The sequence below is a fragment of the Bacillus sp. FJAT-53060 genome (genome assembly GCF_037104745.1).
Classification (GTDB): Bacteria; Bacillota; Bacilli; order Bacillales; family Bacillaceae; genus Bacillus; species Bacillus stratosphericus_B.
In genome coordinates this window covers 1-26,275 of sequence record NZ_JBAWSW010000034.1, presented here as the reverse complement: position 1 = coordinate 26,275, position 26,275 = coordinate 1, and the positions used below count along the sequence as shown (strand labels likewise).

Annotated in this window: 24 protein-coding genes and 6 pseudogenes; 15 read left to right on the top strand and 15 right to left on the bottom strand. The window is 40.4% G+C overall.

The window, feature by feature from the left end; translation table 11 throughout:
- Nucleotides 1-191: 191 nt before the first annotated feature.
- From WAX46_RS12250 to yfkAB, 5 genes and pseudogenes are all read right to left on the bottom strand, one after another.
- On the bottom strand, nt 192-758 hold the full coding sequence (locus WAX46_RS12250) for a stage II sporulation protein M (protein WP_282067441.1): 567 nt from the start codon (nt 756-758) through the stop codon (nt 192-194).
- Nucleotides 759-1,485: 727 nt separating this feature from the next.
- Nucleotides 1,486-1,971, bottom strand: a pseudogene (locus WAX46_RS15915) (YIP1 family protein); the annotation flags it as partial.
- Between the two features lie 798 nt (nt 1,972-2,769).
- On the bottom strand, nt 2,770-3,489 hold the full coding sequence (locus tag WAX46_RS12245) for a YebC/PmpR family DNA-binding transcriptional regulator (RefSeq protein ID WP_226568480.1): 720 nt from the start codon (nt 3,487-3,489) through the stop codon (nt 2,770-2,772).
- Nucleotides 3,490-3,650: 161 nt separating this feature from the next.
- Nucleotides 3,651-4,496, bottom strand: a complete 846-nt coding sequence (locus WAX46_RS12240; protein ID WP_226568483.1) for a mechanosensitive ion channel family protein — start codon at nt 4,494-4,496, stop codon at nt 3,651-3,653.
- 7 nt (nt 4,497-4,503) lie between these two features.
- Nucleotides 4,504-5,625, bottom strand: a complete 1,122-nt coding sequence (yfkAB, locus tag WAX46_RS12235) for a radical SAM/CxCxxxxC motif protein YfkAB (protein ID WP_226568485.1) — start codon at nt 5,623-5,625, stop codon at nt 4,504-4,506.
- A gap of 144 nt (nt 5,626-5,769) precedes the next feature.
- Between yfkAB and WAX46_RS12230 the strand changes: the two genes are divergently transcribed.
- Nucleotides 5,770-5,961, top strand: a complete 192-nt coding sequence (locus tag WAX46_RS12230) for an SE1561 family protein (protein ID WP_226568493.1) — start codon at nt 5,770-5,772, stop codon at nt 5,959-5,961.
- A 107-nt stretch (nt 5,962-6,068) separates the two neighbouring features.
- Nucleotides 6,069-6,860, top strand: coding sequence for a delta-lactam-biosynthetic de-N-acetylase (pdaA, locus tag WAX46_RS12225; RefSeq protein WP_336494116.1), 792 nt, complete (start codon nt 6,069-6,071; stop codon nt 6,858-6,860).
- Here the strand turns inward: pdaA and WAX46_RS15910 are convergent.
- On the bottom strand, nt 6,851-7,063 hold the full coding sequence (locus WAX46_RS15910; RefSeq protein WP_376776444.1) for a hypothetical protein: 213 nt from the start codon (nt 7,061-7,063) through the stop codon (nt 6,851-6,853). The two genes, pdaA and WAX46_RS15910, sit on opposite strands and share 10 nt — an antisense overlap.
- Before the next feature lie 563 nt (nt 7,064-7,626).
- Here WAX46_RS15910 and rlmD point away from each other — a divergent pair.
- Entirely contained in the window at nt 7,627-9,024 is a 1,398-nt protein-coding gene (gene rlmD / locus WAX46_RS12220) for a 23S rRNA (uracil(1939)-C(5))-methyltransferase RlmD (RefSeq protein ID WP_336494115.1), read from the top strand.
- A 783-nt stretch (nt 9,025-9,807) separates the two neighbouring features.
- Complete coding sequence (locus WAX46_RS12215) at nt 9,808-10,050, top strand: hypothetical protein (protein ID WP_336494114.1); 243 nt, start codon at nt 9,808-9,810, stop codon at nt 10,048-10,050.
- A gap of 111 nt (nt 10,051-10,161) precedes the next feature.
- Here the strand turns inward: WAX46_RS12215 and WAX46_RS12210 are convergent, their stop codons facing one another.
- The 4 genes and pseudogenes from WAX46_RS12210 to WAX46_RS12195 form a co-directional block, all read right to left on the bottom strand.
- Nucleotides 10,162-10,464, bottom strand: a complete 303-nt coding sequence (locus tag WAX46_RS12210; protein ID WP_336494113.1) for a PTS sugar transporter subunit IIB — start codon at nt 10,462-10,464, stop codon at nt 10,162-10,164.
- Between the two features lie 2 nt (nt 10,465-10,466).
- Nucleotides 10,467-10,731, bottom strand: a pseudogene (locus WAX46_RS12205) (PTS lactose/cellobiose transporter subunit IIA).
- Nucleotides 10,732-10,750: 19 nt separating this feature from the next.
- A complete protein-coding gene (gene celB / locus WAX46_RS12200; RefSeq protein WP_226568503.1) occupies nt 10,751-12,034 on the bottom strand; it encodes a PTS cellobiose transporter subunit IIC in 1,284 nt (427 codons plus the stop codon).
- A pseudogene (locus WAX46_RS12195) lies at nt 12,021-13,357 on the bottom strand (6-phospho-beta-glucosidase). Before WAX46_RS12195 ends, celB begins: the two are co-directional and overlap by 14 nt.
- A 162-nt stretch (nt 13,358-13,519) precedes the next feature.
- Between WAX46_RS12195 and WAX46_RS12190 the strand changes: the two are divergent.
- The 4 genes from WAX46_RS12190 (at nt 13,520) to WAX46_RS12175 (ending at nt 19,288) form a co-directional block, all read left to right on the top strand.
- Nucleotides 13,520-14,254, top strand: coding sequence for a GntR family transcriptional regulator (locus WAX46_RS12190; RefSeq protein WP_226568507.1), 735 nt, complete (start codon nt 13,520-13,522; stop codon nt 14,252-14,254).
- Nucleotides 14,251-14,985: a chitin disaccharide deacetylase gene (gene chbG / locus WAX46_RS12185; protein ID WP_226568509.1), complete on the top strand. Its 735-nt coding sequence runs from the start codon at nt 14,251-14,253 to the stop codon at nt 14,983-14,985. Before WAX46_RS12190 ends, chbG begins: the two co-directional genes overlap by 4 nt.
- A gap of 413 nt (nt 14,986-15,398) precedes the next feature.
- Nucleotides 15,399-17,144 carry a glycosyl hydrolase family 18 protein gene (locus WAX46_RS12180; protein ID WP_336494117.1) on the top strand — a complete coding sequence of 582 codons (1,746 nt, stop codon included), beginning with the start codon at nt 15,399-15,401 and terminating at the stop codon, nt 17,142-17,144.
- A gap of 62 nt (nt 17,145-17,206) precedes the next feature.
- Nucleotides 17,207-19,288: a glycosyl hydrolase family 18 protein gene (locus tag WAX46_RS12175; RefSeq protein ID WP_312887868.1), complete on the top strand. Its 2,082-nt coding sequence runs from the start codon at nt 17,207-17,209 to the stop codon at nt 19,286-19,288.
- Between the two features lie 95 nt (nt 19,289-19,383).
- Here the strand turns inward: WAX46_RS12175 and WAX46_RS12170 are convergent.
- The 4 genes and pseudogenes from WAX46_RS12170 to WAX46_RS12155 all read right to left on the bottom strand — a co-directional run.
- A pseudogene (locus tag WAX46_RS12170) lies at nt 19,384-19,693 on the bottom strand (trypsin-like serine peptidase); the annotation flags it as partial.
- A 55-nt stretch (nt 19,694-19,748) separates the two neighbouring features.
- Nucleotides 19,749-20,063, bottom strand: a complete 315-nt coding sequence (locus WAX46_RS12165; protein ID WP_226568513.1) for a DMT family transporter — start codon at nt 20,061-20,063, stop codon at nt 19,749-19,751.
- A gap of 1 nt (nt 20,064) precedes the next feature.
- On the bottom strand, nt 20,065-20,409 hold the full coding sequence (locus WAX46_RS12160; protein ID WP_226568515.1) for a DMT family transporter: 345 nt from the start codon (nt 20,407-20,409) through the stop codon (nt 20,065-20,067).
- A gap of 75 nt (nt 20,410-20,484) precedes the next feature.
- Complete coding sequence (locus WAX46_RS12155) at nt 20,485-21,063, bottom strand: TetR family transcriptional regulator (protein ID WP_226568517.1); 579 nt, start codon at nt 21,061-21,063, stop codon at nt 20,485-20,487.
- A gap of 169 nt (nt 21,064-21,232) precedes the next feature.
- Here WAX46_RS12155 and WAX46_RS12150 point away from each other — a divergent pair, with 169 nt between their 5' ends.
- The 7 genes and pseudogenes from WAX46_RS12150 to WAX46_RS12120 all read left to right on the top strand — a co-directional run bounded on the left by WAX46_RS12150 (nt 21,233) and on the right by WAX46_RS12120 (nt 25,914).
- Complete coding sequence (locus tag WAX46_RS12150) at nt 21,233-21,781, top strand: VanZ family protein (protein ID WP_226568519.1); 549 nt, start codon at nt 21,233-21,235, stop codon at nt 21,779-21,781.
- Nucleotides 21,778-21,954, top strand: coding sequence for a hypothetical protein (locus tag WAX46_RS12145; RefSeq protein WP_226568531.1), 177 nt, complete (start codon nt 21,778-21,780; stop codon nt 21,952-21,954). Before WAX46_RS12150 ends, WAX46_RS12145 begins: the two co-directional genes overlap by 4 nt.
- A 294-nt stretch (nt 21,955-22,248) precedes the next feature.
- Nucleotides 22,249-22,878 (top strand): rhamnogalacturonan acetylesterase, encoded by a 630-nt coding sequence (locus WAX46_RS12140; RefSeq protein WP_226568533.1) that lies wholly within the window; start codon nt 22,249-22,251, stop codon nt 22,876-22,878.
- A 140-nt stretch (nt 22,879-23,018) separates the two neighbouring features.
- Nucleotides 23,019-23,186 (top strand): annotated as a pseudogene (locus WAX46_RS12135) (thioredoxin reductase); the annotation flags it as partial.
- A 97-nt stretch (nt 23,187-23,283) separates the two neighbouring features.
- Nucleotides 23,284-23,799, top strand: coding sequence for a hypothetical protein (locus tag WAX46_RS12130; RefSeq protein WP_226568535.1), 516 nt, complete (start codon nt 23,284-23,286; stop codon nt 23,797-23,799).
- Between the two features lie 577 nt (nt 23,800-24,376).
- A complete protein-coding gene (locus WAX46_RS12125; protein WP_336494110.1) occupies nt 24,377-25,384 on the top strand; it encodes a zinc-binding alcohol dehydrogenase family protein in 1,008 nt (335 codons plus the stop codon).
- Nucleotides 25,385-25,399: 15 nt separating this feature from the next.
- Nucleotides 25,400-25,914: pseudogene (locus WAX46_RS12120) on the top strand (metal-dependent hydrolase).
- 74 nt (nt 25,915-25,988) lie between these two features.
- Here the strand turns inward: WAX46_RS12120 and WAX46_RS12115 are convergent.
- A partial coding sequence (locus WAX46_RS12115) for an IS3 family transposase (protein ID WP_336493564.1) occupies nt 25,989-26,275 on the bottom strand: 287 nt, incomplete at its 5' end.

Here is a 26,275-nt window from a genome sequence, read left to right as displayed (position 1 = left end):
AATGCAGGCGATGCTTACTTTCGCTGCCATGAATCTCAAAAAGCTAGCAAACTGGACATGGAAAGGACCATGTCCAGCGTAAGACAACTGATAAATTTTATCAAAATAAGTGAAAACCCCACTTTTACTTGAAGTAAAGGTGGGGTTTGTCTACGGTCTGAAACCCCCTCTTTCACTATAGAAGAGGGGGTTTAATTTGTCGTAAAGTTATTAATGTCAGGCGTGATATAAAACTCTATGATGGCCGAGAAAAATAATAGTATAGTTACTAGCACAAGCCCTGTACAAGTAATTTTACATATATTTTTAAAATTTATTTTCTTCTTTTTACCAAACAATAAAAGGATGGCCTCTTTCAGAAGGATAAAACCAATACCACCAGAAATCATAATAGCCATCAATTCGCTTATACCATGAGGTAAGATGAGAAGTAATGATTGTAAAGGATGCATTAAATACGGAATCGAAATTTTAAAAGCTCCACCAATCATTAATCCATTGATAAACAATATGTATACACTAGATAAACCAAAAGTAACCATTCCAACTATCATCATGATACATATAGATAAATTTTGAAAGAAATAATCAAAAAAATGACGTTGATCATTTATTCTAACAATATCCTCTGAATAATCTCCGTTTGTCATATAAAATCCCATGACCATTCCAATTGTTATGAAGAAAATAGAAGGTAAAATAAGCACTTTTAAAGCATGGTAAAAATCTTTTAAGTAACTCTTAATTGCTTTACTCATCAGTAAACAGCTCTTTTAAATTTTCTGTCGTCACGTTTGTTAATTGCTGATTCCGAAGAAGATATGTAGAGTGACTGAGCTCTTCAACAAAATCTAAAGTATGTGATGAAAAAAGCACACTTCCAAATTGAAGAAATTCTTTTAGCTTCTGAACTAATTTAATACAACTAGATGGATCTAGCCCATTAAAGGGTTCATCTAAAATAAGTAATCGAGGTTTTAATAAAAGAGCAAGTGAAAATAGCTAATTTCATTTTTAATTCCTTTAGAATAGTCTCTAATTAATTTGTTGGACAGGTAGTCAAGTTCAAAGAATGAAAGCATAGTATTGACTTCTGTTGAGTCTAACTTTTTGTTGTAGAGTCTAGAAACAAAATTGATACAACTCGTGAAAAGAAAGTGGTGATACAATTAATAATTTCAGGTCATTTTTTGTAGATGTTTTATAAACAGTATTTGTAATGGATTGCTGAATTCCTGTTAATAAAAAAGTAATGATGAAGAAAGTTGATATGTAAAAGATCTCGTTATGTGAAAATAAATGATTGGTATATAATTGAGTCATTATAGTGGTAAAAACTGCGCTGAATAAAAGAATGACGGATAGAGCGACATAAACAAATAAGTCATTCTTTATTTTTAATTTTGGAAGTCGATAGTAAAAAAAAGATTTTTGTCTAAAATAAATATATGTTAGTACATTTCTCATTAGAAAAATGATTCTCCTTTATCTAAAAATATGAGTTATATCACTTCCGAAAAATATAATACATACCTCAATGATGACGAAAATTATCGCAATAGCAATTAATTTTTTTATTTTCATGTTGATTAGTACATGAAATCCACATATTAACAACATATATCTCCAGATATTAAAGGGATTTATGATAAAGATGGCAAGGGCTATTAGAAAATGATCATACTGAGATATATTGGTGTTATCTAAAAATGGAAAGAATAAAAGGCTGATGGCAAAAAAGGTTTTTGGCATTTGACTAAATCCATAAATTGAAATGGTCGTTTTGAAACTGATTTCTCTATCTAACATAAAAGTATTTAATAACAAATAGATGGTAAAAGAAGTAATGAAAAAAGTCATTAATGAAAAACAACTCATACCTAAAGCTATTAAATATAACCACTTGCTTTCCACATGTTCAAAGCGTTCAAAAATGACTTGAATATAAAGTAAGGGTATTAAAGCAGAAAATAATAATGGAAGAGCTGTTTTTTATTAAGAGAGTACATCAATTCTAATGGCTGATAAAAAATCTTGAAAAATCTCATAACGTAAGAACAACCTTTCATTAAAAGAGGAGAGAATCCTCTCCTCTTTGTTAAATCTAGTATACTACCAGTTTATTGCCTGTTTTACTCCCCACTTTGCTACAGCACCTCTAATAATTGGGTAAGCAATTGCTCCCCAGCCATACGTAGCACCAGCAAGTCCTATTATCGTTAGAATTCCTAAACCATTATTTACAGCATTAACTATTTCCGTTGCTGTTCCAATAGTTAAAAAAATTTCGTGGCTACTTCAAATATCAACGTCTACACCCCCTTTCATGACTTTTTGTCCTTTTTGTTTCTTACCTCACTTCTATAAAAGTCAATAACATTAAATAATAACCAAGCAAGGAAAATGAAATAGATAATTTTTGTAAAGTGAGAGAAGTTGTTAAAGATAAACCCCATAGAAATAAATGGTATGATCATAAATCCAAAATATTGTTTCCACCATATTTTAAAAATAATAACACCACCTAACTTTTATATATAAAATTATGTATTATTTCTCGTAATCACTATAATACAACTAGACAAAGGAGTTGCAAACCTTTTTTGTTAAATTTTACATAATAATAGAATATTTAACTTTACTCTATTAAGATACGCTTTTCCTAATTTGAATATAAAGTTTTGCTTTCAAAAGATATTATGAGTTTTAAATAAAAAAGCCATAACATAAGTTTATTTAAATAAACTTATGTTATGGCAAAATTTCCTTTTATTCCCCTAAATCCACATTATGATAAACCTGCTGCACGTCTTCAAGCTCTTCTAATACATCGATTAGCTTCTCAAATTGTGCTTTAGAATCATCATCTAATGTCACTTCGTTTTGCGGAAGCATGGTGATTTCAGCGACGGTGAATTCTTCGACACCGGATTGTTTAAATGCTTCTTGCACTTGATGGAATTGATCTGGTTCAGCGTATACAATCACTGTTTCATCTTCTTCCATGATGTCACGTACATCAATGTCTGCTTCCATTAAAAGCTCAAGCGTTTCCTCTTCGCTTTTGCCTTCGACACCGATGACAGCGGTTTGATCAAACATGTAAGCAACAGATCCACTCACTCCCATGTTTCCGCTGTTTTTCCCAAATGCGGCACGAACATCCGAAGCTGTGCGGTTCACGTTATTGGTGAGTGCATCGACAATCACCATAGAACCGTTTGGACCAAATCCTTCATAGCGCAGCTCATCAAAGTTCTCTTCTGAACCACCTTTGGCTTTTTCAATGGCACGGTCCACAATGTGTTTTGGGACACTATATGTTTTGGCACGTTCTAGGACAAAGCGTAGTGCCTGGTTTGATTCTGGGTTTGGCTCACCTTGCTTGGCAGCCACATAGATTTCACGCCCGAATTTTGCGTAAATACGACTTGTGTTGGCATCCTTTGATGCTTTCTTTTCTTTAATGTTGTTCCACTTACGACCCATCTTATTCACTCTCTTTCTTAGTAAATACACAGTATGAGGGTCCCCATGCTGCATGACATCACTCTGCTTTCTATTATACATGAATCAGTCAAGGGGATAGAAGTAAGAGGGCTGAAATGACGAGAATTCCTTAGCTGATGTGCTCAAGCTGTTCAAGCGTCTCATGCTTCTTTATTTGCAGGCTGGGGATAAACGAGATCTTCAAGCAATTTGACATCGTGATGATGAAGTTGTTTGATCATTTCTTTACGCACAGCGAGGGCAGCGTCGAAGTATTTTTCATCTTCGACCATTCCTTTCACTGTGATTTCAATCCCTCGATTGAGTTGATTGAGGCCCATAATTCCATGAACCTGAAATGGTTCGATCGCGTTTTGGAATTCATCTTTTTTAAGAAAATCTTGATGCATTTGATTCAACTGATCACAAGCTGATTCGAGCGCTTGAAAGGCGATGTCCGGGTTCTGATTTGCACTAATTAACACAGACTCTGTAATACGCATGTAATGCATGTTGTAGTTTTGAATTTGCCGGATGTCTCCATTAGAAATGGTTAACAGTTTGCCACTCCATTCTCTAATTTGCAGAGAGCGAAGACCAATTTCTTCAATGGTTCCATTAAAGAGATTATTCACAGTCACATAGTCACCTTTATGAATCTGGCGTTCATAGATCAGAAAGATACCTGCTAAAATATCGCGAATCAGCGTTTGGGCGCCAAATCCGATAACGATCCCGGCAACACCAGCTCCCGCTAGGATTTTTCCAAAGTCATGAAAGAAGAGAGAAATGACATACAGAACAAAGCAAATAGAAGCTGTGTACTTGGTGACAGATTTGATCAAGCTTTCAATCGTTTTCTTCTTCTTATCTTCAATAAATTCTGTTCGTTTAAAGAAAATCTGAAGGGCTTTATTAATCATAAAGACGGCAAGCCAAAGAATGAGTCCAACAAGTAGAATCTCAATGTATTTGTTCTTGACCACTGACAGAAATGTATCGTCCATTTATCGGTTACCCCCTTGCTGTACGAGAAGTAAAATCAACATCATGGTAATAGCTGTTTTTTACAAGAACATTTGGACCAAGGCATTGTACACTTGGACAATGGCAATTTAGCTCTTTCGCTAACTTCGTGTCCATCCAGCGTGTATATGCAGATTGCAATGTATCGGTTTCGATGTTTCCAAGTGGTGGTGTATCCCCAAAGTCTGTTACAATAATATTCCCATTAAAAATATTCACATTCAACCGAGAACGGCCGTCAGGGTCATTTCGTACAGTGACATTTTTCGCCTGACGCAATCGCTTTAGAAGGTGCTGATCTTCTTCATCTGTGCTGCATGAATAAAATGGCAAGGTACCAAATAGCATCCATGTGTTTTCATCACGAATATCAAGCAATTGATGAATCGCATCGCGTATTTGCGGAAGCGTTAGCGATTCAATTACGCTAGCAAAATCGCTAGGGTACATTGGGTGAACTTCGTGGCGCTGACATTTCATCTCTTCCACGATTTGACGGTGGATGTGTTCAATATAAGGGAGCGTACGCTTATTCAGCATGGTTTCAGCGGATACCGTGACACCAGCTTTTACAAGTGCCTGACTATTCTCGATCATTCGATCAAATAATGTTTCACGCTGTGCAAAGGTTGGTTTTCTGTCCATCATCGCGAAGCCGACCGTTGCAAACTCTTCGACAGTGCCCCAGTTATGTGAAATGTGGAGGACATCCACGTATGGAATAATCTCTTCATATCTCGCCAAATCAAGTGTTAAGTTTGAATTAATTTGTGTACGGACGCCGCGTTCATGGGCATACTTTAATACAGGCACGACATATTCCCGCACAGATTTGAGAGAAAGCACAGGTTCTCCGCCTGTAATACTAAGGGAACGCAAGAGCGGTACTTCATCTAAACGGCGAAGCAGCAGATCAAGTGGCAGTGCATTCGGGTCCTTAGGCTGCAAAGTATAGCCAACCGCACAGTGCTCACATCTCATGTTACATAAAGTCGTTGTCGTCAATTCAATATTTGTCAGCTTCATTTCTCCGTAATCCTGCACATCGAGATAGGCTTCCCAAGGGTCGTATGCAGGTGTGATCGGACGAAGTGCTGTTTTTTGAGTCATGGTATCTATCTCCTTTTCATTCGGGTAAACGTAGACCCGCCAACAGTTAATTTTAAGCTCCATGACCGTTATACGCAAGGGGGAAACAATTGATTTACAAGAGAAAAAGATAAGCTATAAACAAATACTAAAGGGAGTGTATCTATGGGCAAGGCAGCAGACAGCAAAGAGCAGCAGGTTGATTATTTAAAGAACCGATTAGATATGTTTTTGAATGTGATTGATTCATTAGATCCCGAATCAACAGACGTTGAGGATATAGACAGACTGATTCAGATGATTGACGACCTAGAAGCGAAATATGAACGGTTTAAAAACGATTGGAAGAAAGAATAGCTCGTACTCGCGCAATGCGGGATTTTTTCTTTAAATTGGCAGGTAAATAGGTGTATGAGTACCGGTCATATTCTGCACAATAGAAGAAAAACTGGGAAGTGACGAAAATGAAAAAATATATGCTAATCTGTTTGTGTGCGCTTTTTATTTCCACCCCCTTGTCAGAAGCAGCAGCCGTGTCCAACAAGCCCATTTACTGGGGATTTGCTAAAAACAAAGAGCACAAGCCAGCAGATGCCGGCAAGGAACTGACGGCACTCTTAAAAAAGTATGATGCATTCTATTTAGGAAACACGAAAAAGAAAGTGATTTATTTTACATTCGACAATGGCTACGAAAATGGATATACGCCCAAGATCTTAGATGTGCTGAAAAAGCATCAAGTACCAGGCACCTTTTTTGTGACAGGGCACTTCGTAAAGGACCAGCCGCAACTTGTGAAACGTATGGTAGAGGAAGGACATATCATTGGTAACCACTCCTATCACCATCCAGATTTAACGAAAAAGAGTATGACAGAAATCAAAGAAGAGCTAGACAGTGTAAATGAAGCTGTGTACAAAATCACGGGAAAACAAGATAACCTATATCTTCGTCCGCCACGTGGGGTATTCAGCGAAAGAGTTTTAAAGGAGACAAAAAAGCTCGGCTATCAAACCGTTTTCTGGTCAGTGGCCTTTGTGGATTGGCATATCCATCATCAAAAAGGAAAACAGTATGCCTACGATCAAATGATGAAGCAGGCACACCCCGGTGCGATTTATTTACTTCACACCGTCTCAAGGGACAATGCCGAGGCCCTAGATGATGCCATCACATCTCTGAAAAAACAAGGATACTCTTTTAAAAGCTTAGACGATCTTATGCTTGAAAAAGTATGGCATCTGCCTCAGCTATAGAAAAAAAGCTTGCAGAAGATTAGACTGACATAGCAGAATGAGACACAATTAAAACACACTATTAGGCTGACATGGTACCATAATATTTTTGGTGCGTGGTAGCCTAATTTTTCTTGGATACGCTCTTCATTATCATACTTGATGTAACGGTCAATTCGTTGTCTGACATCTTTTTCTGATATAGAGTTGAACTTTGTAAACATAAATTCCTCTTATTTGCATGGAATGATTCAATTACTGCGTTATCCCAGCAGTTACCTCGTCTGGACATACTTAAGGTGTTCAACCTGCCTATTCACTTTTTCCTCTTTGGATACATTGTCGTATCCATGCCCGAAGCTATATTGTTTTCCAATTGGCTGATCGAATCGATATAACCGATTTTATCGATACCACTTCATCCATGTTTTAATCTGAGACACATTCCTTATATTGTAATTATCCATAATTTGTTGATTGGTAAACTGTCCGCTTCATTTATCTTTCACAACAGCCCATTTAAAGCGTGAAACTAGGTGAACCGGGTAATCAATGAGATAAATATGTTCCTGTAAGAAGAAACAAACGATTGCCTAATCCAGCTTAAATACCCTTGCTTAATAAGGTGCCATCTCCTTTTTTGTCGGCTTTTTAGGCAAGTCAACGTGAAGTATTAAGACAGACAAAAAAATGAAACGCATTTTCTCTCTTTGTCCAAGTCGTGATATACTAATGAGATGGAATAAAAAGAGGACAACCTAAAAAGGTTTCAGGTAGAACGGAGAGAATGAACGTGAAAGAAAAACAGCAAGGTACCATTCTGCAAAAGGGACAGCAGTTCCCGCTTACCATTAAACGTCTTGGTATTAATGGTGAAGGGGTCGGTTATTTTAAAAAGCAAGTGGTCTTTGTCCCAGGTACGCTTCCTGGTGAGGAAGTCGTTGTTGAAGCAACAAATGTACAGGCGAAATATGCAGAAGGTACAGTCAGGAAAGTACGAAAGCGCTCAGAGCATCGAGTGAAACCGCCATGTCCAGTATATAAGGAGTGCGGAGGCTGTCAGCTTCAGCATTTGGCGTACGAGCAGCAGTTAAAGGAAAAACGTGATATTGTCATTCAATCAATGGAACGACATACAAAACTATCGGTCGAAAAGCTTGATATTAGGCCAACGATCGGCATGAAAGATCCATGGCACTACCGGAACAAAAGTCAGTTCCAAGTAGGACGGTCTCATAGCGGAGACATCATCGCAGGGCTTTACGGACTGAACTCTCATAAGCTTGTACCGATCAAGGAATGTATCGTCCAGCATCCAAAAACGAACAAAACAACAGGCGTTGTCCGCAAAATTTTAGAGAAATTCGGCGTATCGGTCTACAATGAACGGACAAGAAAAGGCGACGTGCGGTCCATTGTCGTGCGAGTTGGTTTTGAAACAGGCGAGGTACAGGTCGTACTTGTTACAGCTAAACCAGAATTTCCAAAGAAAAAAGAAATTGCGGAAGCCATTCAAAAACGACTGCCGGAAGTGACATCCATCATGCACAATATCAATGGTGAAAAAACATCGGTCATTTTTGGCCATAAGACATCACACGTAGCAGGCAACATGGTCATCCAAGAATTTTTAGGAGACGTCTCATTTGAACTAAGTGCCCGTGCATTTTTCCAATTGAATCCGAAGCAGACGTTAAAGCTTTACGATGAAGCGGAAAAAGCCGCCAAACTGACAGGGAAAGAAAAGCTCGTCGATGCCTATTGCGGCGTTGGCACCATTGGCATGTGGCTCTCAGATGGCGCAAAAGAAGTAAGAGGAATGGATGTCATCAAAGAATCGATTGATAATGCCAAAAAAAATGGCAAAAAGCACGGCTTGAAAAATGCGACTTATGTGACAGGAACAGCGGAACATTGGCTGCCAAAATGGGTTAAAGAAGGATTCCGTCCTGACGTCATCGTCGTTGATCCACCAAGAACAGGCTGCGACCACACCTTCTTAGACACTGTCAAACAAGTCAAACCAAAACGCTTTGTTTACGTCTCTTGCAACCCATCCACACTAGCAAAAGACCTGCAATACATGTCAAATGAATACCGAATCGACTACATTCAGCCAGTCGACATGTTTCCGCATACAGCGCATGTGGAGTGCGTGGTGTTGCTACAACGCCAAACTTTATAGAAATCCTTAGTTTTAAGCACTTTCACAAGCATTTTTTTTAGAAAATGGTGCAAAAACTAGAAATAAGGTAATGAAAGATCACATTATTGTTTCGGTGGTACTTAATCTGGGGTGTGGTTGAATACTTGATAATTCGAAACCCATATATATTAATGGCAAGGAGTATACTTTAACTGATTATAAAAACTATTTTGGTATAAAAAGAAGAAAGTAAAGAAGATGTTATCAGTTGTCTCGGTTTAACGGATATTCTAGAAGAGGTTAACAATATTTATAATTCACAAGACAGCACTTTTATATTGATATATGTGGAGCAGTGTAGCTGCCTGAATCTTTACAGTTTTCCTATGACTTTGCGCAAAAACAATATGTTTTATGCGGAAAGCTGGATTGCCATTATGGTGTGGATGCAGCCAGTGGTGAAGTGATTCCATTACAGGACATTTAATCTGAAAGAAGTAATGAAGAAAAGCACTTTACGCCTTTTTAAAGAACAGTGAAGAGCTGTTCTTTTTTTTGTCTATTTAACCTATTTTTTTGAAGAAAAATGGAATATTGTAGAAGGGTGTTGTCGTTTCATCACGAAGCATCGTGGTTGACTCAATGAGAAGAAATAGTTAGATCAATAAACATTCATGTCAGTACAATTAATCTCCAAGAAGAGAGAAAAACATGTCTCAGGTAGTATCGAAAATACGTAGGTCGAGACCTTATGATGAGTTTGATAACGTTTGTTTTTAGGTGAGTTTGAAGTCACGATAGAAGAAATTGAGGATATCCACCTTGAGTACATTGCAAGTGTTTCGTCAGTTTTTGGTTGACCATTATCCTGCGTTACAAAATGAGCTTTGGCTAAAAGATGTTGATACTCTTCGAATCTCTCCTATTCTTCATCTATTTCTGAAAAGCAAGCTGCCAGAAGGGATTGAAAAATTCACTTGTGTGCTATTCACACAGCAGACAGGTCAAACAGCTGCTCTGCTCAAAGTATATCTTCTGTTAGATGAACATGAGCAATCACTTTAATCGATTGATTTGATGAATGAACAGATAGTACTTCATTAAAAAGAAGGGCAGGAGAGCATCTCCTGCCTCAGCTTGTAGAGAAACCTATGTTTTTAGTGTAAAGAGAAGGCATTATTGTGTCAGCTTGATGGCTTGGTCCAGAACTTTTGCTCCGTTCATCATTCCATATGCCATTTGGTCAATGATATCTACCGGTGTCTGGTATTGTTCCGCTCGTTCTGCAATTTGTGTTTTTAAATAGCGGACTTGCGGTCCGATCAATATGACATCAATATCATTCATATGGCTTTGTAAATCCGCTTCAGCATAAGCGTTGATTTCAGCGACTATTTCACGGCTTTCCGCTTCTTCTCTCATTTTTTTCACCAGCATGCTGGTCGACATGCCGGCAGAACATACAAGTGCTATCTTCATATTTATTTTCCACTCCTCAGTTTCTTGAATAAATGAATCATTTCTTTCGCTCATCTTTTACAGTCATTGACGTCATCAAATGGTCTTGTGCATGGATTAAAAGATGGGGTGAAAGGCCTTCCCCTTGTGCTTCTTGGATCTTTTGATTCCCTGAATCACACTCGTTATTTTTCACATGCTGTAAGCTTCCATTGCAGATGAATGCGCATTTCAAGCATGCAAGATGATTTCAAATGGGCCCTGTTCTAAGTGTAGTGTGTCCGCCATGAAATTCCCCCTTGTTTCATTATTTTGTTGCCTGATACAGAGCGGATCGTTCTGCCGCTTTAATGAATGGCAGGTAGAGCAAGACAGCCAGCACCAAGTTGAAGATTTGCAGAAAGACTCCCCGGATTGATCCTCCGGTTACGAGATAACCGCTGACAATCGGCGGCGTCGTCCACGGGAGAATGGCTACAGTTTTCGGAACGAGTCCACAGGCTAAAGCGATGTACGACGTAACCGTTAAAACTAATGGAATCAATAAAAATGGAATGAACATAATCGGATTTAATACGATAGGAAGGCCGAACAGAATAGGTTCATTAATGTTAAAAAGGCCAGGTGCGAAGGATACCTTTCCGATTGTTTTGTAGTGCTTCGATTTCACGCCGATGAAAATAGCAGCGAGCAAAGCCAATGTCGTCCCTGATCCTCCCATAAACACATAAGAATCAAAGAAGGGTTTGGTCACGATATAAGGCACTTCAAAAGCGCTCATTCCTTGTGAGAATAAATGCTGATTTTCCTGAATGAGGGGAAGATAGATGGATTCCATGATCGGTCCAAGAATATTTGTTCCGTGCAAACCGAAAAACCAAAGCAAATGATTTAAAAAAGTAAAAATCAAAGCTGATCCAATCGTGTTGGAAAGGCCTTGCAGCGGTTGCTGGATCGAGCTGAAGACTAGCTCGTGGATGCTTTGTTCGAAAAAATAAACGATCAGCGTGTTAAGTAATCCTGCTATCGCCAATATCACAGCAGCCGGTAATAAAGCGTTCAAGGATTTTGTAACGCCATCAGGTACACCATCAGGCATTTTGATTTTAAGTTTCTCATTTTGAGAGAAGAGCCTGAATGCTTCCGTTGATAGCAAAGCCACGATTAATCCAACGAAAAGACCTTGAGCCCCCAGCCAAGTCATTGAAAAACCAAAGTCTTCTGTCGTCGGTGTAAGTACGGCAAATGCCCCGACCCCGATTAATGCGGCAGAAAGACCATCAGTCTTATAAGACTCTGCAAGCTTGAAACTGATAGCTGCAACAGCCAGCAGACTTAATATAGCAAATGATCCATTCCATATAGCTCCGCCGGCAGCCTTCCATCCTTCTCCAAAAAGACCCGTCATGAAATCTTGAAATGCCGGTATAGGGAAATGATTGATCAGTATGGCAAGAGAGCCGATGATGATTAAAGGCATAATGGCAATGAATCCATCGCGTATGGCAATTAAGTGCCTTTGGGAGCCAATTCTTCCAGCGATCGGCATGATTTTAGATTCGATGAACACCATGGTTTTATTTTGTTTCATATTGTACAGCCTCCTCCTCAAAGAACTGGGGGAGATAACGTTTATGAGCCTCAAGCATTTCATTCATCACTAATTGGGCTTTATGATCAGATAGAATCAGCGGATTCATGATCATAGCGGAATATAATATGTTGTCATCACCCGTGATCGCTGCTTCGATGACTAATTGTTCGAATTTTTTCATAGAGATCACTGCCCCGCTGATTGAATCTGGCAGTTTTCCTACTGTCAGCGGTATGGGGCCGCTTTTTGTGATGACACTGTTGACTTCAATCACCGCATCATGTGGAAGGTCTGGTATGCTTCCTTTATTCCATGTGTTAACGGTCTGAATATCCATCGAATGATGATAAAGCGAGTTCATTAATGAGCAGGCTGATTCACTATAATAAGCCCCGCCGCGTTTTTCCAATTCTTTAGGCTTTTCATGGATGTCTGCGTCTTTGTATTTTCAAACAACTGCTTTTCAACGTCCATGACGGCTTCTGCGCGTGTCCCTTTGTTTTTGTATGCTTCGATATCTTTTGCGAGCACATCTTCATACTGATAATAGTACTGATGATACGGATTCGGAAGCATCCGCAAAGAACGTAAAAATTGGCGATTCCAAGGTAGCATCGCAATATTGGAAGGAGAATAGTCTATTGTGTCATTCAATAGATGACCTATTGCCTCTTCTGTGCGGTCTACTCCGTCAATCCATACCTTTTGTCCGAAGACAAAATGGTTAAGCCCTGCGAATTCAATCATGACACGGTTCACATTCACGTCGAAAATCTCTGCAATGCTGTTTTTCATGTTATAAGGGATATTGCAAACCCCGATGACTTTTTGATGGAATCCATGTTTCAATAAAGCTTCAGTCACGATGCCTGCTGGATTTGTAAAATTGATCAGCCACGCTTCTGGACAAATCTCCTTTATATCGCGAGCGATATCCAGCATGACGGGAATGGTCCGCAAAGCTTTAAAAATACCGCCGGCTCCATTTGTTTCTTGGCCGATAAGACCATGGCTGAGCGGGATTCTTTCATCCAGCGCTCTGGCCTTCAATCCTCCGACTCTTATTTGAACCGTGACGAAATCCGCATGTTTAAGCGCTCTCGCACGATCTTTTGTATAGATCAATTCAATCGGAACATCAGCATGCTTGATCATTCGCTTCGCGAGTTCTGAAGTGATGCGTACTTTTTCTTCCCCTTCCTCAATGTCGACGAGGACAATCTCTTTCACTGGAAAATGCGGATATCGTTTGATGATACCTTCAATGATTTCTGGTGTGTAGCTTGATCCCCCGCCTATAATGACTAACTTCAGCGCCATAATCCTCCTCCTCAAATCTCTATTTTTGAAAGCGCTTTACACAATTGGAATTTAACATGTAGTAACAAATTTGTCTATACATATTTGTTATAATAAATTATTTTTTTTGAGAACTTTTTGTGTTATTCTATAATTAATAATTTACTCCAAAGGAGAAAATGAATGGCAAAGCAACCACAACTCCACAGTCGAATTAAACAAGATATTGTAGATAAAATAGAGAGCGGCTATTACCCGCCTGGGAGCCTGCTTCCGACGGAGTCCGAATTTTGCAAAATGTACGATGTCAGCCGAACAACGCTGCGGACCGCCTTGAACCATTTGCTTATGGAAGGAGCTATTTACCGCAAACAGGGGAAAGGGACATTTGTCGCCAAAGGAAAAGTAAAGCAGATTTTAAGTTCCAGCAATCTTCGCTATGCAGATCAATTAAAAGCGCAAGGTATTAAACCGAAAATCAAAGTTGTCGATTTGCAAAAATTAAAACCAGCCAAAAAGATCCAAAATTGCCTTGGGATTGATGGTGAACAAATGGTCTATCAGGTGAAGAGGATTCGGTATGCGGATGAGGAAGAAATCCAGTTTGAAATGGCCTTTATCAGAGCCGATATCGTGCCGGAGATAACAGAAGAAATGGCCAATATTTCACTGTACCAGTGTATTAACAGTCAAGGAAATACGATTAAAAGAACAGAAGAGCAAATCAAAATCTTTATTTCGGATGAAGAAATTGCACAGCATTTGAATATCACACAAGGTACGCCTTGCTTCCAGATTGCAACACAAACATTTTTGGTGTCTGAAGAAGTCGTGGAGTTTTCTCTGGCTTATTTCCGCGGAGACCGCGTTGAATTTTTCATAGAACGTGACTATGAAGAAAGAGGGGATGAAGGATGAAATCTTTGATCATAAACGCCGATGATTATGGATTTTCACGGGGAGTCAACCTCGGCATCATTGATGCGTTCCAGCGCGGTGTGCTCACATCGACTACGCTCATGACCAATATGCTAGAAATGGAACATGCCGTCTTACTTGCAAAGGAAAATCATGAACTTGGGGTCGGCGTTCACTTAACATTGACAGCAGGACGTCCGCTTCTCAGCGGCCTGCAAACGGTTACGGATGAAGATGGGAATTTTCGCAAGCTTTCATACTATCAAGGTTTTTTCGACATCGATCTTGATGAAGTGTATCAGGAATGGAGAGCACAGATAGAAAAAGCCCTTTCCTGCGGCTTGCATCCGACGCATATCGACAGCCACCATCATATCCATACATATGGAAATCTTCCCGAGGTGTTTGTGAAGCTGGCAAAAGAGTATGATCTTCCCTGCAGAAAGGTGAACGATCATCGTCCTTCCTTGTGGCAGAATGTGAGATCGAATGATGCCTTTGAGTTGAAAGTGGATCGACTGAAAGACTTATCATCTTTCCTTGATCTTCATCAAGACGCAAAAGTCATTGAAGTCATGTGCCATCCGGCTTATGTTGATAAATTACTGCTCGAAAAATCTTCATTCCATTATCCGCGGGTCTATGAACTTTCATTGTTGACAGACCCTTTGTTGAAAGCGGCTTTAATACAATGTTCGGATATTCGCCTTATTTCTTATGCCAGTCTTTAAATCTACAATTCTTTTGTAAAGGGCTCATGGTTATTATCAGCTTGCCGTTCTCAAAGTCTTGTCCAAGGCATTTCCAGCATTTAATGCAAAAACAGCATGGGTAATTCAGAATATTCATAACCTTGTCACAACAAATTTATGCGTCATCAAGCTTTTGCTTGAAGCTATTTTTGCCAAATAAGGTCCACACATACGGTTTGAAGCGGCATATGAAACCTAATAATGTAAGCGCTTTCTTACTGTTGTCTTCCGTGTCATCAGCTTCTAGGTTATGACAAGGCGATTATAAACCTATTAAAAAGGGGGTGAACAAAATAAGTTTCATTGATGAACAGTCAAAAAAATTGATGAAAAGGAGATGAAAAAAAGTGTTTTCAAACAAAAAGTTTCTCGTTCTTTCTTTCATTTTTGCGATGCTTTTCAGTCTATCTTTTTTTAATGGGGAAAGTGCAAAAGCCAGTTCTGACAAAAGTTATAAAATGATTGGCTACTATCCGTCCTGGGGAGCTTATGGAAGGAATTTTCAAGTATGGGACATGAATGTTTCTAAAGTCAGCCACATTAATTATGCATTTGCTGATATTTGCTGGGAGGGGAGGCATGGAAACCCTGATCCGATAGGCCCGAATCCCCAGACATGGTCTTGCCAGGATGAAAACGGAGTGATTGATGTTCCAAATGGATCAATCGTTATGGGGGACCCATGGATTGATGCGCAAAAGTCAAATCCCGGAGATACTTGGGATGAGCCGATTCGGGGCAACTTTAAACAACTATTGAAGCTGAAAAAGAACCATCCTCATTTGAAAACATTCATATCAGTTGGCGGATGGACTTGGTCAAATCGTTTTTCAGATGTTGCGGCAAATCCTGCGGCAAGAGAGAATTTTGCTGCTTCAGCAGTAGATTTTTTAAGAAAATATGGGTTTGATGGAGTCGACCTTGACTGGGAATATCCGGTTAGCGGAGGGCTGCCGGGAAACAGCACCCGTCCGGACGATAAGAGAAACTACACGCTACTCTTGCAGGATGTGCGCGAAAAGCTTGACGTTGCAGAAGCGAAGGATGGCAAGAAATACTTGCTGACGATCGCCTCTGGCGCCAGCCCTGAATATGTAAGCAACACTGAATTAAATAAAATTGCTGAAACCGTTGATTGGATTAACATTATGACCTATGACTTTAATGGCGGATGGCAAAATATAAGCGCTCATAACGCCCCATTATTCTATGATCCAAAAGCGAAAGAAACGGGAGTTCCAAACGCTGAGACATTTAACATTGAAAGCACCGTGAAGCGCTACAAGGAAGCCGGTGTCAAAGCGGACAAATTAGTGCTTGGCACTCCGTTCTATGGCAGAGGCTGGAGCGGTTGTGAATCTGCAGATGACGGAGAATATCAAAAGTGCGGACCGGCTAATGAAGGGACGTGGGAAAAGGGGGTATTTGATTTTTCAGATCTTGAAAAGAACTACATCAATAAAAACGGATATAAAAAATATTGGAATGATCGAGCAAAAGTGCCGTATTTGTATAATGCAGAGAATGGAAACTTCATTACCTACGATGATGAAAAATCATATGGATACAAAACCGATTTTATTCAATCAAACGGATTAAGCGGGGCTATGTTTTGGGATTTCAGCGGTGATTCAAATCAGACTTTGCTCAACAAACTAGCAGCCGATTTAGGGTTCGCTCCGGGTGGGGGTAATCCAGAGCCGCCTTCATCTGTACCAAGTAATTTGCGTGTGACCGAAAAAACCGCAACCAGTATCAGTCTGGCGTGGGATGCACCGAGTGACGGAGCAAACATCGCAGAGTATGTGCTGTCATATGGAGGCGGGTCCGTATCGGTCAAGGAAACATCGGCGACAATCGGGAAATTAAAGCCGAATACGACATACTCATTTACAGTATCTGCAAAGGATATGGACGGAAAGCTCCATACAGGTCCAACGATAGAAGCAGCAACAAACTCTGATCAAACATGTGGGTATAACGAATGGAAAGATACAGCCGTTTACACAAGCGGAGACCGAGTCGTCTTTAACGGCAAAGTGTATGAAGCGAAATGGTGGACGAAAGGAGAGCAGCCGGATCAGGCTGGTGAGTTGGGTGTATGGAAATTAATCGGTGATTGCAAAAAATCAGTTTAATAGAAAACGATAAAGAGAGAGTGGGCTCCCATCTCTCTTTATGAGAAAGGAGTATGATTGAAGTGAAAAGAATCGCTTTATTTACTTTGTCATCGATGCTGCTCCTGTCACTTTTGACCCCGTTCCAGAACATTTCCGCAGAGTCTCCAAACAAAAAACAGACTTGTCGTCCAGAAGGGCTGTGGGATTCGGGTATTGCAAATATTCCATATTGTGATGTGTACGATCTGGAGGGGCGCGAAAAGCTGGCCAATGATTTAGACCGCAGAATGATCGGCTATTTTACGGGATGGCGTACGGGGAAAGGCTATCAAGATCGTTATTTAGTAAAGGATATCCCATGGAAGTACTTAAGCCACATTAATTATGCATTTGCTCATATCGGGGAGGATCATCGAGTTTCAATCGGGAGCGAGACGGATGCGAACAACCCGTCTCTAGGGATGACCTGGCCGGAGTATCCCGATATAAAGATGGATCAAACATTGCCATATAAAGGCCATTTTAACCTTCTTCACCAGTTTAAAAAGAAATACCCTGATGTAAAAGTATTGGCGGCAGTCGGCGGCTGGGCTGAAACCGGCGGTTATGTTGATAAGGATGGGAACCGAATACCAAGCGGAGGCTTTTACTCTATGACAACGAATGGTGATGGATCTGTGAACCACAAGGCAATCAACATCTTTGCCGAATCTGTCGTAGCGTTTCTCAGAAAATATGAATTGGATGGCATTGATATTGACTACGAATATCCCACAACCATGCAAGATGCCGGCAATCCGTTAGATTGGAGCATTTCCAACCCTAGACGAAAGGGATTAAATCAAAGCTTTGATGTATTGATGAAAACATTAAGAGAAAAACTTGATCAAGCATCTGCTGAAGATGAACAATATTACATGCTCACCATTGCGGCACCATCATCAGCCTATTTGCTGAGAGGGATGGAAACCTTTAAACCGCTCCGATATGTGGATTATGTCAACATCATGTCCTATGATCTCCATGGAGCCTGGAATGAGTTTGTCGGTCCTAACGCTTCCTTATATGATAACGGCGAGGATGAGGAATTAAAGCAGTCCAACATATACAGCACCCCGCAATATGGGGGGATCGGATATTTAAATACAGACTGGGCTTACCATTATTTTAGGGGAGCGATGGAGGCAGGCAGAATCAATATCGGCGTTCCTTATTATACGAGAGGCTGGAAAAACGTGAGCGGAGGAGTAAACGGTTTGTGGGGAAGGGCTAAAGGTTTAAATTGCCCTCCAGGCCTTACCAAATGCGGCGACGGGGCAGTCGGGATCGATAATATTTGGCATGACCAAGATGAGCAGGGAAATGAACTGGGAGCTGGAGCGAATCCGATGTGGCATGCCAAAAATCTCGAAAAAGGCATTGCCGGTTCTTATTTAGAAAGGTATGGACTAATCAAAGCCGATTTAAAAGGCTCTTACACTAGATATTATGACTCAGCGCTTGCTGCACCTTGGCTATGGAATGACGAAAAGAAAGTGTTTCTATCTACTGAAGATGAGGAATCAATAGAAACAAAGGCCGATTATGTCATTAAAAAAGGAATCGGCGGTGTCATGTTTTGGGACTTAAGCGGTGACTATGACTGGTATCCCGACAGAAATGACAACAATGGAGAGTATGGTATCGGCAGTACATTAACGAGAACCTTATATCATAAATTTGCGGAAGCGACACCATACGATAATCGGGTCAGCACGTCACCTTTACCTGGCGAATCACTTGATATCAATATCGAGTTTACCGATTATCCGTTAGGAGATCAAAATTACCCAATCCATCCGAAAATGAGGCTGACGAATAACAGTGATGTCACCATAACAGGAGGATCTGTGATCGAATTTGATGTGCCTACCTCTACTTCACCCCGAATTGGAAGCTGGAGCGGTGACCAGGTTGAAGTCATTTCTAAAGGGCATACAGGGCCGAACATTGGCGGGCTGACAGGAGATTTCCACCGCATCGGTCTGACCCTTTCAAATTGGAGGTCAATTAAACCAGGCGAGACAGAGGAGTTTCAGCTTGTCTATTACTTGCCTATCAGCGGACCATCTCATTTCACCATAACCATAGATGGTAAAAAGTACAGTCTGAAAGGCCAGTGAGGGAGGCTCCTATTCCGGCAAGCATAGCTGTAGCAAAAAACGAAGACAGGCCCGTTCCTGCTTTATTGTGCGCTGTTCTTCCAGTTTGTGAATGATCAAAGACTGATGCGGGTGCCTCTGTTGTATGAAGAACCTCCGTATACTCCATTCGTATGAACCTCAAGAGAGCATGGGCCGCTGCAATTCGTCCGTGAACTGCATTGCCCTCCGTAAGTATCCATCGCATATTGCAGTTTGTAAGTTTCTGTTACGGCGATCGATCCCTAATGCTGCCACTGGGTGCCCGATGGTTTGTCATCTGGATAGCCGCTGAAACGGTCATGCTTGTCCCAACGAGGGATGAAGGGGTGTATGAATATCCAAATAACCGACGGTGTTGCCAATTGGCTGACTGAGTTCGATGGCTCGATTTTCTCGACAGCCTGAGGCAGGAGAGCATCTCCTGCCTGTTTGTTTGGCATCACGCAAACAATTTCAACCCAACCACACCAATCACAATGAGCAGCAGGCTGAGTATCCGAATCATGTTTTTCGGTTCTTTAAATAGAATCATATTAAACAAGACTGAGCCAGCGGTTCCAAGTCCAATCCAGACCGTATAGGCGACGGAAACTTGAACGGAAGAGAACGACGCGTATAAAAACAAAAAGGATAAAGCAAAACCGCCGAAAAATAGTATCCCTGATGTGATTTGTTTTTTCTTACTAAACATATTCAAGCCAATGGTCCCGCCGATTTCGCAGGCAGAGGCTAATAACACAAAAAACCAGCCCATGTTATACCGCTTCTCCCTTCTGCTCATGTGCATCTCCATCGGACACTTTTAGTCCAATAATCCCGATGACCAAAATCCCCATAAACACTAGCTTTTCCAATGAAAAAGATCCGCCGAACAGCGCATAATCCATAATAGACGTACCGATTGTTCCAACTCCGGCGAACACGGCGTAAACCGTTCCTGTTGGCAGCTTTTCACAGGCTTTCATTAAAAAATAAAAATCAATTGGGATGAGGCAGATAATGATCGCCCACTCCCACACAGCATCTGCTTTATTTAAACCAAACACCCATAGTAATTCGAATAAACAAGTCAGTGCGACATACATCCAGCTTTTCTTCATGATATTTCCTCCTAAAATTGACGATTCGTCATTTTGAAGCCAAAAAAGAGCGTACAGCATGTGCTGTACTATGTGTTAAGGTGTTTCTATACCAAGTGCATAAAGGAGAAATTGCTTGACCTCTCGTTTTTGAATGAGGACCTCTTCTGTATCTGTTTCTGTAAATAAATACATTTGCTCAGCTGAAGATTCAAGTAAACCGATGATGAACTTCGCAGCGTAATGACAATTCAAATTCGTTCGTACTTTTTGGTCCTGCTTTGCTTTTTCTAAAAAAGCGGCAACCCATTTGTAAATCGGTTCATAAATATCTTCCCACTCCTTTAAATGCTCAGTTGCGGCTAAACCTGAATAGGTAAGGGCAAGGACATCACGGTATTGTCTTGTAAAAGAGAATATAAATTCAACAAGCGCATCTGCTTGATCGTGTACATCCGCATGCTGGGTTAATTCCTTTTCGATCGCAGGTACCATCTGTAAAATAAGATGCTCTGCGATGGCAGGCATGACAGACAGCTTTGAGGGAAAATATAAATAAAACGTTCCTTGCGCCACTCCTGCTGCTTTTACAATATCCGAAATGGTCGTCTTTTCAATTCCTTTTTCTTTAAACGCGTCAATGGCAGCAAGCATAATCTTTTCTCGTTTCGACATATGAACACCGACCTTAAAATGACTGAATGTCAGTCATTCTAACAGAAAACTGACGATTTGACAATATAGCATATCATTCATTGTGAGAATAAGTGATGAATAGATGTGGGCAGGCTTGAATAAGCTGTAATATGGTCAAGCATCACGTGAGAAAGGGGTAGCTCCCTCTATGACATCCAGCATCATGTTTTCAATTGCTTATTTTCTTCTGCTCGTCTCGCTATATATGAGAATGAGATACAGACAGGCAAAAAGGCACAATCGCTTTATCTATTTGCGAACAGAAATGGTTCTTTTCTGTCTGTTTGTTTATACAAATATTTTATTCTATTTGACGGTCTTTCCAAATCGTTTTTCCGCACCAAGAGATCAAGTGAGTGTCAATCTCATTCCTTTTCACTCAATTGATCAAAATCTTCACGCCTATCACCACGGTTATCCAAACCTTGTATTTTTAAATTTGGCAGGAAACATTCTTTTATTCGTGCCACTTGGGTTTTTCCTTTATCAAACGTTTCGGACAATGCGCTGGCAAAAGGCGGTGCTAGCCGGCTTTATCTTGTCAGCAATGATCGAAGTGCTTCAATGGATTTTTTCGCAATCTGGTATCATTACAAGAAGCAGTGATATTGATGATATCATCCTCAATACACTTGGCACAGCGATAGGCTGTATCGTGTATCAGATGTATCGACGAAGGAAGGAGAAAATCAGGTGAAGAGAGTTTGTGTGATTCCATGTGGCGTGAAGAAAATATGGGACGTGAATCCAGAGGCGGGAAGCAAGCCGGGCGAAACTTTTTTACTTAAGCCAGCTGCATCAGCATACGAAAAGCTATGCTCAAACATTTTTGTCAGACGGCTCGTCTTATCAGCGAAGCACGATTCTTAAAAGGAAGATGATATGGTTCATGAAAATTATGATGTGGCGTTTGGTACACCGCACGTTGAACCTCTCCGCACTGATGAGCTTGTTATACAGGTAGAAATAAATGTAAAAAGTGATCGACCCTTTATTACATCCTCATCAATAATCAATTCACATCTCCCAGTAAGCAGGGTTTTGATCATCAAAAAGAGAATAATTGAAGTAGCGATGTAAATGGTTTTATATCTTTTCAGCAGCCACTAGGATGTCCGCATCGCTCTTGAAGAGGTGGCTCAATGAAAAAGGGGGCGTATGAACATGACAACCATCTATTTAGCTGGTGATTCAACCGTTTCATCTTACCCAGATCGTCTTGTTCAAGGAGGATGGGGAGAGTTTTTACACCGCTATACAGCACGCGGCGTCAAAGTCGAGAATCGGGCGATCGGTGGAAGAAGCTCAAAAACATTCATTGAAGAAGGACGCCTTGATGACATATTGGCTGAGATTAAGCCAGGGGACTGGCTTTTCACACAAATGGGGCATAATGATGCTTCTAAGTCAAAGCCCGAGCGGCATACAGAGCCTTTTACGACGTATAAAAGCTATTTGTCTCAATATATTCATGGTGCCAGAGAGAAAGGAGCAACCCCGCTTTTATTAACCCCTGTAGGCCGTTTTCATGAAAAAGATGGGGAATATATTAATGATTTCCCTGATTACTGTGCCGCTATGAAAGAACTAGCCGATGAAGAAGAGGTTCTTCTCGTTGATTTAATGACCGCAAGTCTTCAATTTTATCAAATATGTGGTATAGAGAAGACAACCTCTTTTTTTATGCTGTCGACAGGCATTGATGATCGCACGCATTTTACAAAAGAAGGGGCAGATGCGATTGCAAGACTTGTTTCACTAGAACTAAAGGATCTTGGTTTAAGTATTGTGTGATGAATGACAGGACGAGTGAACGCTCTGCCGGTTCTTTTTTTGAAAAAAGCGATTGATTCCCTGAACCAGAGCAGACATTACACATGATAATCAATATCACTTATGAGTAGATTGATCAATGAAAAGCTGGAGGGACTCAAGTGACAGATCAGCTTGAATTGTTTGACGTCACAAATTATTGGTGGCGGTTCAGCAGGGATGTACACCGCCTTTTATAGTGGGATGTGGGCGGTTTGTCGCCAACAAGAGTAGAACAGCTGATTCAGCAGCTGGAGACGCAGTTGAAAACATTCGATCCAGAGATTATGCCAAATATTAAAGGATGCCTTTTTAAGGGTATCCTTTTTTGATAGGCAGAGGGAACTTTTTGGCAAGTGAGACGTAGTGCATATAGAGGTGAAACATATGCAAAAATACATAGAAAAAGAACTATTTCTCTTATTTATTAGACACGTATTTATGGCATTTTACTTTTTGGTGTTTCCGTTTATCGCACAAGTCTTTTTTGTACCGTCTCCTTTATTGATCGCTATCATCGCACTTTTTATTGTTCATCACCTATTAGAAAGTATCATTTGGTTTTATAAATCGAGAAACATCGGGAAGCGCCAGTCAGGGGATATATCGAAACGGGGGCATGTCTTTGTTCAGCTCGTGCAAAGGATCGAACAGCTCATCATGCTCGGTTTTGTTCTTTTCTTGATCAGCGAATTGGTAAATGGAGGAGCAGATATCTTTACACTCTCACTATCTATTTTTCTATTATTGGTTGTTTTCCTACATCACGTTCAGTTTTACTACTTTCAAATTTTCTTTAAGTCAAAAAACGGGTTCTCCTATGTTCCCTCTATGCAAAAGGCTCGTCCTTCTTACATTGTGAGGGAGCGAATTAGATCGATCAGAAGGGAGCAGTCATGTTGAAGACTCCAACTCAGAATAATGTGAAGATATATGTAAAGTACCTTCCTTTGATAGGCCTTTTAAGTAGCATCATTCTTTTAGTATATTTTTTTTGTATTGAAAGGGTAAATTATGATATTGGCTGGGGGATTTTATACTGCATGATGCCTTTTTTAATATATTCGGTCACATCCTTAATCATTAAGAAAAAAAAGACTTAAATTAATTGTAGCCTAAATCTGTTTTTCATAATGTAAAGAGATATGAGGAGATATTTATGAAAAGTGTAATAATATACAGTGATTATTCTGTTTATTAGTCTATTTTTCGATTACTAAAATATATTTATGCCTAGAAATTTTCTGTATTTAGTAGTTGCTGAGGCTTTCTGCTTTTTTAATGTTCATTTTATTGAAAAGCTTTTTAACATAAGTAAGCGTTAAGCTTCCTTTGTTGAGGTCTAGCTAGATCAAGATCAAGCTACTTCAATCATTCATATGGGCTCAAACATACTTATTAACTACTGCTTTAAATGATCATCATCAGAAAATTATGATAAAATGTAGAAAAGAAGGTTGGAGAAAGGGAGTGCGAGTGAGTGAAAGCAGTTGGACTATTTGAGTACTTGCCTATTGACGATGAGCAAAGCCTGATCGATCATGAGATAGCAAAGCCTAAAGTAGCTGGCAGGGATGTGTTAGTGAAGGTAGAGGCTGTGTCGGTGAATCCGGTTGACACAAAGGTGAGGGCACCGAAAGATCAGAAGGAAGAAGAATTTAAAATTCTTGGCTACGATGCAAGCGGTACGGTTGTTGAAGTAGGCGAAGCGTGTACGTTGTTTCAGCCTGGTGACCACGTGTACTATGCGGGAGATATCACGCGCCAAGGCTCAAATAGTGAGTACCAGCTTGTTGATGAGCGCATTATTGCGAAAAAGCCTGCTACTCTCTCATTTGCACAAGCAGCGGCGATGCCCCTTACGATGATTACCGCATATGAGGCTTTATTTGATCGGATGCGGCTAAAGCGAAATGCAGAAGGATCGACTTTGCTCATCATCGGTGGTGCAGGCGGGGTGGGCTCTATTGCCATACAACTGGCCAAATTAGCGAAGGCAACTGTCATAGCTACCTCATCAAGACCAGAAACAAAAGAATGGTGTCTGTCATTAGGTGCTGATCATATCATTGACCACTATCAGCCGCTCCTGGCACAGCTTCAGGAAAAAGGGATTGGCGAAGTTGATTTTATTTTATGCTTAAATGATACAGACGGGCATTTCAAAGGCATGGCAGAAGCCATTAAACCACAAGGGACGATCTGTACCATTGTTGAAAATCAACACAACCTAGACATTCAATTGCTCAAAAACAAAAGTGCTGCATTTGTATGGGAATTCATGTTCACACGGCCCATGTACGAAACAGAAGACATGATCAGACAGCATGAGCTTTTAACAGAGGCAAGTGAGTTATTTGAACAGGGAAAATTAAAACATACCTTAACAAAGGTTCTGAGTCCTGTAAATGCTGCCAATTTGAAACAGGCACATCAAACGCTTGAACAAGGGAAGATGATCGGAAAATTTGTGTTAGAAGGATTTTAAGAGGAGGAGCAGGAAATGACGTCATTACAATATCCGATTGGTTTATTAACCGGTTGAACGAAAAACGAAAGAACAGCTTGTGGCATGGGTCGATCAGTTGGCTGAGATCCCTCAGCAGTATGCAGAGGTGACTGCACAGTTGACAGATGCTTAGCTGGATACACTGTATCGGCCGGGAGGGTGGACGATAAGACAGTCGATACATCAAATAGCGGATAGTCATCTGAATGCTTATTTGACAGAAGTACACCGCATATACGTCCATACGATCAGGACGGGTTTACCTCACTTCCAGATAGCAAGGCACCCATTAGCCTATCGCTGCTTTTAATTAGCAGTCTGTATCGCCGGGGGTCACTTTACTTCGGGGGATGTTTTATTATCACCCTGCCGATCAACAAACCGTGTCCTTATTTAATGTAACAGGAATGGACGTCTGGTATTCACAGCATCATTTTTCTCACCTTCGGTTGCGCCTACCTCTTATGATGATAGGGGATTATTCAAAAAAACTTTATCCTCTCAGATAAACAAGTGAAAGAAGAAATAAAAAAGACGGACCTCATGTGGTCTTATCCCTGTCAAGTAGACAATTATAAAAAGCCTAACCTGCCAGTGTGTGACGGTATTCTACCGGAGCACACTGGTTTAATTTTTTCTGGAATCGATCGTGATTATAGAATTGAATGTAATCTTCTATGCTTTTATGAAGCTCTTTTTCCGTTTGACACGAAGAAAAGTAAGTGTTCTCTGTTTTGAGATGTGAGAAAAATGATTCGATACAGGCATTATCTAGGCAGTTTCCCCTTCGGGAATGACTGCCCTTCAAACCAACGTTTTCTAGTCGCTTTTGATATGCTTTTGTTGTGTATTGGAATCCTTGATCTGAAT

Coding starts and splice junctions, on each gene's coding strand:
- WAX46_RS12190 (WP_226568507.1), top strand. CDS start 13,520: ATGGCAAAGCAACCACAACTCCACAGTCGAATTAAACAAGATATTGTA.
- WAX46_RS12245 (WP_226568480.1), bottom strand. CDS start 3,489: ATGGGTCGTAAGTGGAACAACATTAAAGAAAAGAAAGCATCAAAGGAT.
- WAX46_RS12160 (WP_226568515.1), bottom strand. CDS start 20,409: ATGAAGAAAAGCTGGATGTATGTCGCACTGACTTGTTTATTCGAATTA.
- WAX46_RS12155 (WP_226568517.1), bottom strand. CDS start 21,063: ATGTCGAAACGAGAAAAGATTATGCTTGCTGCCATTGACGCGTTTAAA.
- pdaA (WP_336494116.1), top strand. CDS start 6,069: ATGAAAAAATATATGCTAATCTGTTTGTGTGCGCTTTTTATTTCCACC.
- WAX46_RS12165 (WP_226568513.1), bottom strand. CDS start 20,063: ATGGGCTGGTTTTTTGTGTTATTAGCCTCTGCCTGCGAAATCGGCGGG.
- celB (WP_226568503.1), bottom strand. CDS start 12,034: ATGAAACAAAATAAAACCATGGTGTTCATCGAATCTAAAATCATGCCG.
- WAX46_RS12250 (WP_282067441.1), bottom strand. CDS start 758: ATGAGTAAAGCAATTAAGAGTTACTTAAAAGATTTTTACCATGCTTTA.
- yfkAB (WP_226568485.1), bottom strand. CDS start 5,625: ATGACTCAAAAAACAGCACTTCGTCCGATCACACCTGCATACGACCCT.
- rlmD (WP_336494115.1), top strand. CDS start 7,627: ATGAACGTGAAAGAAAAACAGCAAGGTACCATTCTGCAAAAGGGACAG.
- WAX46_RS15910 (WP_376776444.1), bottom strand. CDS start 7,063: ATGTTTACAAAGTTCAACTCTATATCAGAAAAAGATGTCAGACAACGA.
- chbG (WP_226568509.1), top strand. CDS start 14,251: ATGAAATCTTTGATCATAAACGCCGATGATTATGGATTTTCACGGGGA.
- WAX46_RS12180 (WP_336494117.1), top strand. CDS start 15,399: ATGCTTTTCAGTCTATCTTTTTTTAATGGGGAAAGTGCAAAAGCCAGT.
- WAX46_RS12240 (WP_226568483.1), bottom strand. CDS start 4,496: ATGGACGATACATTTCTGTCAGTGGTCAAGAACAAATACATTGAGATT.
- WAX46_RS12140 (WP_226568533.1), top strand. CDS start 22,249: ATGACAACCATCTATTTAGCTGGTGATTCAACCGTTTCATCTTACCCA.
- WAX46_RS12130 (WP_226568535.1), top strand. CDS start 23,284: ATGCAAAAATACATAGAAAAAGAACTATTTCTCTTATTTATTAGACAC.
- WAX46_RS12230 (WP_226568493.1), top strand. CDS start 5,770: ATGGGCAAGGCAGCAGACAGCAAAGAGCAGCAGGTTGATTATTTAAAG.
- WAX46_RS12210 (WP_336494113.1), bottom strand. CDS start 10,464: ATGAAGATAGCACTTGTATGTTCTGCCGGCATGTCGACCAGCATGCTG.
- WAX46_RS12150 (WP_226568519.1), top strand. CDS start 21,233: ATGACATCCAGCATCATGTTTTCAATTGCTTATTTTCTTCTGCTCGTC.